Genomic DNA, 12105 nt, shown 5'->3' on the forward strand with positions numbered 1-12105 from the left:
GCAACATCGAGGGGGTCCGTGCGATGCACGCACCCGATCTGGGCTGACACCTCGCTGTAGGAGGCATGTCGCGGTGCAGAACCGTCAGGCCGTGGTGCGCCGCCGTGCCGCCTTGCGTGCTTCCCGGTCACCGCTCAGACGATCGAGCCCGCCACGCGCACCACGCTCGGCGAGCCGGTCGTAGGCGGCACGTCGACGTTGGTCACGCTCATCCAGGACCTCCTTGAATGCCATGTGGGCGCCTCCGCACTCCGTGCACTGGTGTGTTTTCCGGTCACAGCCCCAGGTAACGGCTGACCGCGTGCTCGACTTCGGCCATCTCGTCACGGTCCAGGTAGTGCACGGGGTCCCCGTACAGGAACTGGGTGTCGACCGTACGTATCTGGTCCACCAGGAGTCGCGTCAGGGTGCCGCCGATCTCCAGTTCCGGACGGAAGATCGAAGGCTGCGCGCTGGTGGACGTGGGGATGACCGTGGCGACGCTCCACGGCAGGGACGACGGGCTCAGTACGAGCCCGAATCTGCGCCCCCGTAGCTCGTGCCCCCGCTTGGCGTCGCCCAGATCCACGCGATAGACGGCGCCCCGGATCACCAGGCGTCCGGTTCCGCCGAGAGATCCTCGTCCGCCAGCCGCTCCGCTGCCGCGCGCGCCTCGGCCAGCCACACCTCGCGCTCAAGCAGACGCAGGCCGCGCCGGATCACGTCGCTGGTGCTGTCGCCCTCGTGCATGGCGGCCTTGATGATGCGCTCGTCTTCTGCGGTGGGCCTGAACCCTATGGTGCTCGCCATACTCCAAGAGTACCGATCCGTTCTACATCTGTGCAACAGGTGTAGAACGTCGCCGGTCACAGTCGGCACCCCCGGCACAGCCCGCCCGGCAAGGCCTCCGGCCGACCCGGTCGGCCGCAGTCCGTGCACTCCATGAGCGCCCGGTGTGTGGACTGGGGAGCGGTGGGGGTGATCCGGATGCGGTGCGGTGGGAGCTTGTCGCGGAGGCGGCGGGAGACGAAGGCGCGGGGCGAGTGGACGGCGTTGGGCAGGCCGCCGGTCATGGCGTGCGTGAAGAGTTGTGGGTCGGGTTCGCGGGCCAGCCATTCGGTGGCGGCGGATTCGAGGGCGGCGCAGTCGGCTGCGGAGAGGGTCAACCGGGGGTCTTTGAGGCCGAGTTGGGCGAGTCGGTGGTAGGCGTCGGAGCGGGTGGGCGGTTGCGGTTCGGCGGTCTGTGGCTCCGGTACGTCCCCGTCGCCGCCGAGGAATCGTGCCCACCATTCGTCGCTGCGTGCGGTGCGGGACCAGTAGGTGTGGAACACCCAGCGGGTGGTGCCGCTTTCGGTTCCGGTGTCGGAGAGGCGGCGTACGCGGCGCAGGTGTCCGGCGGCGGACAGTTCGTTGAGTGCGGAGCCGACGGCTGCCTGGCCGTACAGGGGCTGGGCCTTCGCGAGCGTTTTGACGTCCATGGCGGAGTGCTCGGGGAGCGCGTCGATGAACCCGGCGAGGTAGCGGGCGCGGAGGGGGAGATGGGCGAAGGAATCGCGCCGGAGGGGGCCCTGGTCGGAGGTTCCGCGTTTTCCGTAGCCCGGGTTGGCCATGGGGTGCGCGGGAGAGGGCAGGGCGGAGATAGAGTTTTCGCTAGCCACGAGATCGGTCCGTTCGATCGAGTCGGTCAGACCCCGGCGGGTGTTGGTAGCACCCGACCGGGGTCGTTTGTTGCGGCGAACGTTATGGGGTGCACACGTTGCGTCGCAACCCGATCGCGGAAAGTCACGTGCGTCGGCCGTGGCGGGAAGGGTGGGGGGTGGGTTGAGACCCGTCCACCCGTTCCTTATAAGCGCGTCTCGGGTTTCGCAGCTCGAAGCTCAGGCGGTACGAGCGCCCGCCAGGAAGGCGTTCCAGGCGGGCGCGGCGGCGGTGAAGGTGGGCCCTTGCGGCCCGAGCTTCGAGTCACGGACGTGGATGCGGTCGGGCCGAGTGGCGACTTCGAGGCAGTTGCCGCCTTCGCTGTCGCTGTAACTGGACTTCCGCCATTCCAGGGCGACTTCGAGGCAGTTGCCGCCCTGGTCGTCGCTGTAACTGGACTTGAACCACGTCAGGTTGGCGTTCACGTTTCCTGCGCCACCTTTCTGATGAACTCGGCCGAATCCTCGGGGCTGAGAGCGTGCATGCGGATCATGTCATGGGTGCGTGTGAGCTCACTGACCCTGTCCGCATCGGCGTACAGGGTGCTGGTCTTCTGCCCCTCCATATACGCATAGTGCTCATGGTCGGCCGTCTCCAGAAGTGCGATGGCACCGTTGAGCGCGACGCCATACGCCCGCCCGAACGGCAGCACCTGAACCATCACGTTACGCAACTCGCCCGCCCCAAGCAGGCGTTGGAGCTGCGCCGCCATCACCTCACGCCCGCCCACCTCCGTCCGTAGTGCCGCCTCGAACACGACGAAGCTGAACATCACGCCCGTACGCATGGTCAGCGCCTCCTGCCGCTTGAGGCGCCCGGCGACACGTTCCTCGACGGTCTCGTCGTCGAGCGGCGGCGAACTGGCGCCGATCAGCGCCTTCGCGTACTCGGGAGCCTGGAGCAGCCCCGGCACGAGCAGCGGCTCGTACGAACTGATGGCGATGGCATCGCGCTCCAATGCCATGAACTCCTGGGAGCGCTGCGGATGGGGCTCCGGCTTCAGGTACTCCTGCGCGGCGACGATCTTCCCACCCGCGCCGCACAGTTGATCGGCGATCTGGAGCAGCCTCAGCGTCGGCTTACGGCGCCCGTTCTCCATCGACTTGACGTACTCGCAGCCGTATCCGGCCTCCTTGGCGAGAACCTCGCGGTCGATGCCCGCCTCGGCGCGCCACATCTTGATCTGGCTGCCGCAGTACCGCCACGCGTTCGACTCGCTCGACATCTGTACGCACTCCTCCACCGGGGCCACGGTGGGTACAACTACCCGCTGTACCCAAGTGGTTACTCCCGAGGTTACGTGCGGGCCGCGAGCGTGAGCCCATGCAAGCAACTCCCCGCCCCACGGCAATCCCCCAGGACATCGAGTGGCGCTTCCCGCGCAGCGCCCGCAGCGTCGGCCGTGCCCGCCACCTCTTCCGCGAACAGGCCCGGTCCTGGGGTCTGCCGTCCGAGACGACGGAGACGGCGGAACTCCTCCTGAGCGAACTGATGACGAACGCGTACCGCCACGCAAGCAATCCGCCCGGCCGCGAGATCTGGGCCCGCGCGATCCTCTCCGAGAACCCGGCTCGCCTCCGGCTCCAGGTCACGGACGCAAGCCCCACCCTCCCCGCGCCACGCACGGCATCCCTGGAAGCGGAATCGGGCAGGGGTCTGACCCTGGTATCGGCGCTGGCGGACGATTGGGGCGCGGAGCGGCGGGAGGCGGGCGTGGGTAAGGCGGTCTGGTTCGAACTGGCCCTCACGCTCCCCGAGTAGCGGCTGGTCCTCGCAGACTGTGACGTAGGACGACGGCGGAGCCGTCGTTAGACGTCACAGACGGGATCTGGTTGGCCCGCGTCCGCCAGGGGAGCGTGGGCGGTGCGAGCTGTCGCGTCGTCAAGTTCGTGCGCCGGCTCACTCGCTTGCCCTCAACCGCGCTTGAGGTCCTACGTTCTTCACGTGACCTGCACGGTGTGCGGTCTCCACGCTGAAGCACCAGGAGGGGGTATTCCATGACCACCCAGCAGCTCTCCGACGCCGAACTCGCCGGCCAGCCCGCCGCGTACTGGACCGGTGTCGCCTACGAGGCGCTCATCGCGTACATCCGGGCCCGGCAGGCCGAAAAGGGCTACACCCAGCCCCAGTTCTGGCTGCTGCGCAACCTGTCCAAGAACGACATCTCGCCCGACGGAGAGGGGATGATCCTGACTGAGCTGCGTCAGGCCATGACCTCCTACATCCGGCCCGAGGACGATCTGGCGGCGGAGGCCGAAGTGCTCCTGGAGCGCGGCTGGCTGACCCGGGACGCGGAGAACCGGCTGTGGCTCACCGCAGAGGGAGAACAGGCCCGTGTCGACATGGCCAGTATCGCGCCCGCGATCGGAGCCGTCCTCCACGAGGGCATCGACGAGGCGGACTACGTCACCACGGTGAAGGTGCTCCAGCGGCTGATCCGCAACGCGGGCGGGACGGCCGCCTGACAGGGCCGGTCCCGGCCGTCGCTCAAGGCCGGGACCCGGTATGTCGTACAACGCGCTCAGCGCAAGCCCTCCGCGATCTCCCGCACCGCCGCCATCGCCCTCCGCTGCAACCCCGGGCCGAACGTGATGCGGGTCGCGCCCAGTTCGCCCCATTCGCGGAGTGAGGGGCCGCCGGGCGGGGCGCCCACGTTGATCGGGCCCGCGATGCCGGAGCGCAGGGCCGGGACGGCCTCCGGTGGGGCGCCGATCGGGTAGACGCAGTCGGCGCCCGCGGCGACGTAGAGGCGGGCGCGGTCGATCGCCTCGGCGATCGGGTCCGCGGCGCCGCGGATGAACGTGTCGATGCGGGCGTTGAGGACGATGCGGTCGCCCGCCAGCGAGTGGACCTCCGACAGCCAATCCGCCTGCTGCTGCGGGTCCTTGAGCCCACCGTCGGGGCCCGAGTCCTCCAGGTTGCAGCCGACCGCGCCGGTTTCCAGGAGGCGTTCCACCAGTTCCTTCGGCGCGAGGCCGTACCCGCCCTCGATGTCCGCCGACACCGGCACCGACACCGCGCGCACGATCCGGCGGACCGCCGCGAACATCTCGTCCGAGGGCGTGGCCCCGTCCTCGTAGCCGAGGGAGGCTGCCACTCCCGCGCTCGGGGTCGCGAGCGCCGGGAAGCCGGCCTCCTCGAAGACGCGGGCGCTCGCCGCGTCCCACGGGCCGGGGAGGACGAGCGGGTCGCCGGGGGAGCGGTCGTGGTGCAGGGCGCGGAGGGTATCGACAGGACGCGGACTCACCATGCGGTGCCTCCAGGCTCGATACGCCGGCTCACCATCAGCCGGTTCCAGTTGTTGATGACCACGATCGAGGCGATGAGGTGCGCGAGTTCCTGTTCCGTGAAGTGCTTCGATGCCCTCTCGTACGCCTCGTCCGGGACGTAGCCGTCCGTCAGGAGCGTAATCGCGTCGGTGAGGGCGAGTGCAGCCCTTTCCCGGTCATCGAAGATGGTGCCCGCCTCGCGCCATGCGTTAAGGAGCGCGATGCGCTTGGGGCTCTCGCCGTTCTTCTCCAGCGCGATGTCCACGTGCATGTCCAGGCAGAACGCGCACTGGTTCAGCTGCGACGCCCGGATCGACACCAGTTCGGTGAGGGGCGGGTCGTCGAGGCCCTTCTTGGCGGCGGCGCTCAGTGTCTGCATCGCCGAGCGGACCCCGGCGTCCAACTGCCGTGTACGAACCGTCACTTGTGGTCGCCAGGCGTGTAGTGGCCCGGCGACTGGCGGGTCGAGACGCCGAACCGGTTCCAGGCGTTGATGACCGTGATCGCCGCGATCAGCTGGGCCAGTTCCTGCTCCTCGTAGACCTTCGCCGCCCGCTCGTACACCTCGTCCGGCACGAAACCGTCGGTGAGGACCGTGATCGCCTCCGTGAGCTCCAGGGCCGCGATCTCCTTCTCCGTGTAGAAGTGCTTCGACTCCTCCCACGCGCTGAGCTGGATGATCCGCTCAACGCTCTCGCCCGCCGCGAGGGCGTCCTTGGTGTGCATGTCGAGGCAGAGCGCGCAGCGGTTGATCTGCGAGGCGCGCACCTTGACCAGCTCGGCGACCTTGGGGTCGAGGCCCGCGCGGGCCGCCGCGTCCAGCTTGATCATCGCCTTGAAGACCTCGGGGGCCTGGCGGGCCCAGTCGAGGCGGGGGGTGTGCTCGTGGGCGTATTCCGGGTTCGCGTTCGTGTTCGCGTTCGTCGTGTTCGTCATGCTTCGAGCCTACGAAGGAAGTAGCCCAGGAGTATGGTCCATTTACGTGGAAGAATCTTGGGCCAATTCGGTCTCCGGGCGGGCGCTCGGCGGCGTTGACCTGCATCTCGAACCCAGCCCCTCCGGGGGCGTACGCCGCGGGCTCACCGACGCGCTCCGTGACGCCGTCCGTGGCGGGCGGCTCGCCCCCGGCACCCGGCTGCCCGCCACCCGTACCCTCGCCGCCGACCTCGGCCTCGCCCGCAACACGGTCGCCGACGCCTACGCCGACCTCGTCGCCGAGGGCTGGCTCACCGCACGGCAGGGCTCCGGCACCCGGGTGGCCGAGCGGCCGGGGCGGGCGCCGACGCCGGCCCCCGTCACCAACCGCGTCCCCTTCCGCGGGCACCGCTACGACCTCATGCCCGGCCGCCCCGACCTCGCCTCCTTCCCCCGCACCGAGTGGCTGAAGGCCGCCCGCCGCGCCCTGACCGCCGCCCCGAACGAGGCCCTCGGCTACGGCGACCCGCGCGGCCGCCCCGAACTGCGCGGCGCCCTCGCCGGCTATCTCGCCCGCGCCCGCGGCGTGCAGGCCTCGCCGGAGCGGATCGTCGTCTGCGCCGGGTTCGTGCAGGGCATGATCCTGCTCGGCGAGGTGCTGCACCGGCGCGGTGTGCGCGACGTCGCCGTCGAGTCGTACGGGCTCGATCTCCATTGGAGCTATCTGACCCGGCCCGGACTGCGGACCCGGCCGTTGCCGTTCGATGAACTGGGCGCGGATATCGGTGAGTTGAGTGGTGAGGGAGCCGTCCTGCTCACCCCCGCCCACCAGTTCCCCCTCGGCGTCGCCCTGCACGCGCGCCGCCGTGCCGCCGCCGTCGACTGGGCGCGCCGCACCGGCGGGCTGATCCTGGAGGACGACTACGACGGCGAGTTCCGCTACGACCGCCAGCCCGTCGGCGCCCTCCAGGGCCTCGACCCGGACCGCGTCGTCCACCTCGGCACCGTCAGCAAGTCCCTCGCCCCCGGACTGCGGCTCGGCTGGATGGTGCTGCCTGCGCCGCTCGTCGACGAGGTCGTCGCGGCCAAGGGGCACACCGACTGGTCCTGCGGCGTCCTCGACCAGCTCACCCTCGCCGAGTTCATCGAATCGGGGGCGTACGACCGTCATGTGCGCGCCGGGCGCCTCCGCTACCGGCGCCGCCGCGACCAACTCGTCGCCGCCCTCGCCGAACGGGCGCCCACCGTGCGCGCCACCGGCATCGCGGCCGGACTGCACGCCGTGCTCCAACTCCCGCCCGGCACCGAACGATCCGTCGTGCAGGCCGCCGCCTGGCAGCGCCTCGGCATCACGGGCCTGGCCGAATTCCGCCACAAGGACGCACCGGAGCCGGAGGCCCCCATGGATGCCCTGGTCGTCGGCTACGGCACCCCGTCCGATCACGCGTGGCCCGGCGCGTTGGATACCCTGTGCCGGGTCCTGCCCTAGGCAGGCGCCCGACGTACGTACACGCATAGCAACAGGTTGCAACGGGGGAAAACTTCATGACGGACAACACCACCCAACGACGGCTGCGCTCCGGCACCGTCGCGCTCGGCGGCGTGGGCCTGCTGGCCGCCGCGCTCACAGCCTGCTCGTCCGACGTCGACAAGCGCTGCATCGACCGCGGCAGCTACAACGCGTCCAAGGGCTACAAGGTCGTCTCCGACAAGTACTGCAAGTCCTCGTCCACCAAGTCGTCGGTGAACGGCAGTTGGTACTACGGCGGCTCCAAGAAGGGCGCGCGCGTCGGCGGCGGCTCCTTCACCAAGTCGTCCGGCGGTGGTGTCACACGCGGCGGCTTCGGCAGCGGCGGCAAGGGCGGAAGCTCCGGCGGCTGACCCCGGAAGCGTTACACATTCCGATGAAGCGTCACACCATCACGCCACGCCCCCGCTGGCAGCAGACCGTCGAAGAGCAGGGGCTCATCTACCCGCTCACCCGCTACCCCGACGACTCGCTGCGCCCCTACTGGGACGAGAGCGCCTACTACGAGTTCTCCCTCCCCGAGGTCGAGGCGCTCGAAGAGGTCGTCGAGGAACTGCACCGGATGTGCCTCGCCGCGGCCGAGCACATCGTCCGCAACGACCGCTTCGCCGACCTCGGGATCACCGACCCGGGCGTCGCCGCCGCGGTCGCCGACGCCTGGGAGCGACGCGCCGAACTCCCGTCCGTCTACGGCCGGTTCGACCTGCGCTACGACGGCACAGGGCCCGCGAAACTCCTCGAGTACAACGCCGACACCCCCACCTCCCTGGTGGAGGCCGCCAGCCCTCAGTGGTTCTGGATGGAGGAGCGGTTCCCCGGCGCCGACCAGTGGAACTCGCTCCACGAACGGCTCGTCGACGCCTGGAAGAAGCAGGCCGCCCTGCTCCCGCCCGGCAGCCCGCTCTACTTCGCGCACTCCTCGGCCGACGAACTCGGCGAGGACCTGATGACCGTCGGCTATCTGAAGGAGACCGCCGAACAGGCGGGCCTGGACACCGACTGGATCTCCATGGAGGAGATCGGCTGGGACAGCATCTCCGAGCGCTTCGTCGACAACCAACTCCGGTACATCCGCAGCTGCTTCAAGCTGTATCCGTGGGAATGGCTGACCTCCGACGCGTTCGCCCCGCACGTCCTGGGCGGCCTCGACAACGGCGGCGGCACGGGTACGACGATGTGGATCGAGCCCGCCTGGAAGATGCTGCTCAGCAACAAGGCGCTGCTCGCGGTGTTGTGGGAGCTGTACCCGGGCCACCCGAACCTGCTCCCCGCCTACCTCGACGGACCGCGCGAACTCGCGACCGATCCGACCGGCCCCGGCTACGTGTCGAAGCCGCTGCTCGGCCGCGAGGGCGCGGGCGTCACGATCCACGAGCCGGGGACCATCCCGTCGCCGTCGGAAGAGCCGTGCTGCTATCAGCAGTTGGCGGCGCTGCCCGACTTCGACGGGAACCGCGTCGTCCTCGGCGCGTGGGTCGTCGAGGACGAGGCGGCGGGCCTGGGCATCCGGGAATCGGCGGGTCTTGTCACGGACGAGTACGCCCGCTTCCTGCCCCACGTCATCCTGTGAGCGACAGTTACGCGCCGAGGACGGCGCGCAGCTGATCGAGGCCCCAGTCCAGATCGTCCTTGCCGATCACCAGCGGCGGGGCGATCCGGATGGTGGAACCGTGGGTGTCCTTCACCAGGACCCCGCGGTCCATCAGCTTCTCCGAGATCTCCCGGCCCGTCCCGTACGACGGGTCGATGTCGACGCCCGCCCACAGGCCGCGCCCGCGCACCCCGGTGACCTTCCCCGTCCCGGTCAACAGGCCCAGCTCGGCGTGCAGATGCTCGCCCAGCTCCGCCGCCCGCTCCTGGAACTCCCCGGTACGCAGCATCGCGATCACCTCCAAGGCGACGGCGCAGGCAAGCGGGTTCCCGCCGAACGTCGACCCGTGCTCGCCGGGCCGGAACACCCCGAGCACGTCCTTGCTCGACACCACCGCCGACACCGGCACGACGCCGCCGCCGAGCGCCTTGCCCAGCACGTACACGTCCGGCACCACGCCCTCGTGCTCGCACGCGAACGTACGCCCCGTACGGCCGAGGCCGGACTGGATCTCGTCGGCGATGAAGAGGACGTTCCGGTCACGGGTCAACTCCCGTACGCCTGCCAGGTATCCGGGCGGCGGGACGAGCACGCCCGCCTCGCCCTGGATCGGTTCGAGCAGCACCGCCACCGTGTCGTCCGTGACCGCGGCGCGCAGCGCGTCCAGGTCCCCGTACGGGACGATGTCGAAGCCCGGCGTGTACGGACCGAAGTCGGCGCGGGCCTCCTGGTCGGTGGAGAAGCTGACGATGGTCGTCGTCCGGCCGTGGAAGTTGTCGCTCGCGACCACGATCCTGGCCTGCCCGTCCGGCACGCCCTTGACCCGGTAGCCCCACTTCCGGGCGGTCTTCACGGCGGTCTCGACGGCCTCCGCGCCCGTGTTCATCGGCAGTACCATCTCCATTCCGCACAGCTCGGCGAGGCGCGTACAGAACTCGGCGTACCGGTCGTGGTGGAAGGCGCGGGACGTCAGCGTCACCCGCTCCAGCTGGGCCTTCGCCGCGTCGATGAGCCGGCGGTTGCCGTGCCCGAAGTTGAGCGCCGAGTACCCGGCGAGCATGTCGAGGTAGCGCCGCCCCTCGACGTCCGTCATCCACGCGCCCTCGGCGGTGGCGACGACCACGGGGAGCGGGTGGTAGTTGTGCGCGCCGTGCTCCTCGGAGGCGGTGATGAAGTCCTGCGTGGCGAGTCCTGCGGGGGTGGTGGGTGGAGTCACAGAAGTCACGGGATCTCCGTTCGTCGCGGCTCATGGCACGAGGTGTGGGACGGGCTTGTGGCCCCTTCCTATCGTCGCTCGCGATGCGGACGCGGAAACCTCGCCGCGCGCCGCGCCGGGTACTGTGAGGCCAGGGCCGTGACTGGCGCGCTGGGATGGGATCGACCATCAGGGAGCGGCCCGAGCAGTGAGTGCCGTGCGCCTGGGCCGACCCGTGAACCGACCGTGTCCGGAGGCTGCCCCATGACCGAATCCCCGCTGTCCCCCGAATCCACCGCCTATCGCGCCGCCCTCGACGTCGTGCGCGCCGTGGAGCCGCGCGTAGCCGACGCCATCGGCCAGGAACTCACCGACCAGCGCGAGATGCTCAAGCTGATCGCCTCGGAGAACTACGCGTCCCCGGCGACGCTGCTGACCATGGGCAACTGGTTCAGCGACAAGTACGCCGAGGGCACCGTCGGCCGCCGCTTCTACGCCGGCTGCCGCAACGTCGACACCGTCGAGTCGCTCGCCGCCGAGCATGCGCGGGAGCTGTTCGGGGCGCGGCATGCGTATGTGCAGCCGCACTCCGGGATCGACGCGAACCTCGTGGCCTTCTGGGCCGTGCTTGCCGACCGCGTCGAGGCGCCGTTCCTCGCGAAGACCGGGGTCCGGCAGATCAACGACCTCAGCGAGGCGGACTGGGCCGAGCTGCGGCAGGCCTTCGGCAACCAGCGGATGCTGGGGATGTCGCTGGACGCGGGCGGCCACCTCACGCACGGGTTCCGGCCGAACATCAGCGGCAAGATGTTCGACCAGCGGTCGTACGGGACGGATCCCGTGACCGGGCTCGTCGACTACGAGGCGCTGCGCGCGCAGGCCCGCGAGTTCAAGCCGATGATCATCGTCGCCGGGTACTCCGCGTACCCGCGGCTCGTGAACTTCCGGATCATGCGGGAGATCGCGGACGAGGTGGGCGCCACGCTCATGGTCGACATGGCGCACTTCGCGGGGCTCGTCGCCGGCAAGGTGCTCACTGGCGACTTCGACCCGGTGCCGCACGCGCAGATCGTCACGACGACCACGCACAAGTCCCTGCGGGGGCCGCGCGGCGGCATGGTGCTGTGCGACGACTCGCTGAAGGACCAGGTCGACCGGGGCTGCCCGATGGTGCTCGGCGGGCCGTTGCCGCACGTCATGGCGGCGAAGGCGGTTGCCCTTGCGGAGGCGCGGCAGCCGGCGTTCCAGGACTATGCGCAGCGCATCGTGGACAACGCGCGGGCGCTGGCGGAGGGCCTGATGCGGCGGGGCGCGACGCTCGTCACCGGCGGCACGGACAACCACCTCAACCTCATCGACGTGGCGTCCTCCTATGGCCTCACGGGGCGGCAGGCCGAGTCCGCGCTGCTCGACTCCGGCATCGTGACCAACCGCAATGCGATTCCGGCGGACCCGAACGGGGCCTGGTACACGTCCGGGATTCGGATCGGGACGCCGGCGTTGACCACGCGGGGTCTCGGTACCGGTGAGATGGATGAGATCGCGGCGCTCATGGACCGGGTGCTGACGGCCTCCGAGCCGGGGACCACGAAGTCCGGGGCGGTGTCGAAGGCGAGTCACGTCCTCGACCCGAAGGCCGCGGACGAGGTCGCACACCGGGCCACGGACCTCCTGTCCGGCTTCCCGCTGTACGGCCAGATCGACCTGGGCTGAGCCCCTCCGGGGCGTGGGGCGGCCCCGCCCTCACGCCACGGGGCTCCGCCCCGGACCCCGCGCCTCAATCGCCGGCGGGGGTGGAAGGGTCGGGGCTCTGCCCTGGGCCCTGCGCCTCGAGTGCCGGCGGGGGTGGAAGGGTCGGGGCTCTGCCCTGGGCCCTGCGCCTCGAGTGCCGGCGGGGGTGGAAGGGTCGGGGCTCTGCCCTGGGCCCTGC

General features: G+C 70.1%; 16 protein-coding genes and 1 riboswitch. Of the genes, 6 read left to right on the forward strand and 10 right to left on the reverse strand.

What is annotated here, in order from left to right:
- Positions 1-84 precede the first annotated feature (84 nt).
- From ABT004_RS33825 to ABT004_RS33850, 6 genes are all read right to left on the reverse strand, one after another.
- A complete protein-coding gene (locus ABT004_RS33825; protein ID WP_351344755.1) occupies positions 85-234 on the reverse strand; it encodes a hypothetical protein in 150 nt (49 codons plus the stop codon).
- 40 nt (positions 235-274) lie between these two features.
- Positions 275-592: a type II toxin-antitoxin system PemK/MazF family toxin gene (locus ABT004_RS33830; RefSeq protein ID WP_351344757.1), complete on the reverse strand. Its 318-nt coding sequence runs from the start codon at positions 590-592 to the stop codon at positions 275-277.
- Positions 589-789 carry a hypothetical protein gene (locus ABT004_RS33835; protein WP_351344760.1) on the reverse strand — a complete coding sequence of 67 codons (201 nt, stop codon included), beginning with the start codon at positions 787-789 and terminating at the stop codon, positions 589-591. Before ABT004_RS33835 ends, ABT004_RS33830 begins: the two co-directional genes overlap by 4 nt.
- A 56-nt stretch (positions 790-845) precedes the next feature.
- Positions 846-1637: a hypothetical protein gene (locus tag ABT004_RS33840; RefSeq protein WP_351344763.1), complete on the reverse strand. Its 792-nt coding sequence runs from the start codon at positions 1635-1637 to the stop codon at positions 846-848.
- Positions 1638-1856: 219 nt separating this feature from the next.
- Positions 1857-2102 carry a DUF397 domain-containing protein gene (locus ABT004_RS33845; RefSeq protein ID WP_351344766.1) on the reverse strand — a complete coding sequence of 82 codons (246 nt, stop codon included), beginning with the start codon at positions 2100-2102 and terminating at the stop codon, positions 1857-1859.
- Positions 2099-2902 (reverse strand): helix-turn-helix domain-containing protein, encoded by an 804-nt coding sequence (locus ABT004_RS33850; RefSeq protein WP_351344769.1) that lies wholly within the window; start codon positions 2900-2902, stop codon positions 2099-2101. Before ABT004_RS33850 ends, ABT004_RS33845 begins: the two co-directional genes overlap by 4 nt.
- Before the next feature lie 98 nt (positions 2903-3000).
- On the opposite strand from ABT004_RS33850, the gene ABT004_RS33855 reads away from it, so the two are divergent.
- Both ABT004_RS33855 and ABT004_RS33860 read left to right on the forward strand, forming a co-directional pair.
- The gene (locus ABT004_RS33855; protein WP_351344772.1) at positions 3001-3438 is read left to right on the forward strand and encodes an ATP-binding protein; all 438 of its coding nucleotides are present in this window, start codon (positions 3001-3003) and stop codon (positions 3436-3438) included.
- 236 nt (positions 3439-3674) lie between these two features.
- On the forward strand, positions 3675-4142 hold the full coding sequence (locus ABT004_RS33860; protein ID WP_351344775.1) for a winged helix DNA-binding protein: 468 nt from the start codon (positions 3675-3677) through the stop codon (positions 4140-4142).
- A gap of 56 nt (positions 4143-4198) precedes the next feature.
- Here ABT004_RS33860 and ABT004_RS33865 read toward each other — a convergent pair whose 3' ends face one another.
- Genes ABT004_RS33865 through ABT004_RS33875 form a run of 3 tightly spaced genes read right to left on the reverse strand, consistent with a single transcriptional unit; the run spans position 4199 to position 5882 of the window.
- Positions 4199-4927 carry an isocitrate lyase/PEP mutase family protein gene (locus ABT004_RS33865; protein WP_351344778.1) on the reverse strand — a complete coding sequence of 243 codons (729 nt, stop codon included), beginning with the start codon at positions 4925-4927 and terminating at the stop codon, positions 4199-4201.
- Positions 4921-5370: a carboxymuconolactone decarboxylase family protein gene (locus ABT004_RS33870; RefSeq protein WP_351344781.1), complete on the reverse strand. Its 450-nt coding sequence runs from the start codon at positions 5368-5370 to the stop codon at positions 4921-4923. Before ABT004_RS33870 ends, ABT004_RS33865 begins: the two co-directional genes overlap by 7 nt.
- Positions 5367-5882 carry a carboxymuconolactone decarboxylase family protein gene (locus tag ABT004_RS33875; protein ID WP_351344784.1) on the reverse strand — a complete coding sequence of 172 codons (516 nt, stop codon included), beginning with the start codon at positions 5880-5882 and terminating at the stop codon, positions 5367-5369. The genes ABT004_RS33870 and ABT004_RS33875 overlap by 4 nt, the downstream gene beginning before the upstream one ends.
- Positions 5883-5928: 46 nt before the next feature.
- On the opposite strand from ABT004_RS33875, the gene pdxR reads away from it, so the two are divergent.
- From pdxR to ABT004_RS33890, 3 genes are read left to right on the forward strand one after another with little or no spacing between them, the layout of a single operon-like run.
- Positions 5929-7350 carry a MocR-like pyridoxine biosynthesis transcription factor PdxR gene (gene pdxR / locus ABT004_RS33880; RefSeq protein ID WP_351344787.1) on the forward strand — a complete coding sequence of 474 codons (1422 nt, stop codon included), beginning with the start codon at positions 5929-5931 and terminating at the stop codon, positions 7348-7350.
- A 56-nt stretch (positions 7351-7406) separates the two neighbouring features.
- Positions 7407-7742, forward strand: a complete 336-nt coding sequence (locus ABT004_RS33885) for a hypothetical protein (protein WP_351344790.1) — start codon at positions 7407-7409, stop codon at positions 7740-7742.
- A 23-nt stretch (positions 7743-7765) separates the two neighbouring features.
- Positions 7766-8959, forward strand: coding sequence for a glutathionylspermidine synthase family protein (locus ABT004_RS33890; protein WP_351344793.1), 1194 nt, complete (start codon positions 7766-7768; stop codon positions 8957-8959).
- A gap of 7 nt (positions 8960-8966) precedes the next feature.
- Here the strand turns inward: ABT004_RS33890 and rocD are convergent, their stop codons facing one another.
- Positions 8967-10196: an ornithine--oxo-acid transaminase gene (rocD, locus tag ABT004_RS33895; RefSeq protein ID WP_451189818.1), complete on the reverse strand. Its 1230-nt coding sequence runs from the start codon at positions 10194-10196 to the stop codon at positions 8967-8969.
- Positions 10197-10324: 128 nt separating this feature from the next.
- Positions 10325-10411, forward strand: a riboswitch (ZMP/ZTP riboswitch).
- Positions 10412-10439: 28 nt separating this feature from the next.
- On the opposite strand from rocD, the gene ABT004_RS33900 reads away from it, so the two are divergent.
- Entirely contained in the window at positions 10440-11888 is a 1449-nt protein-coding gene (locus ABT004_RS33900; protein WP_351344799.1) for a glycine hydroxymethyltransferase, read from the forward strand.
- Positions 11889-12105 lie beyond the last annotated feature (217 nt).

The organism is Streptomyces sp. NPDC002790 (assembly GCF_040295505.1).
Lineage (GTDB): Bacteria > Actinomycetota > Actinomycetes > Streptomycetales > Streptomycetaceae > Streptomyces.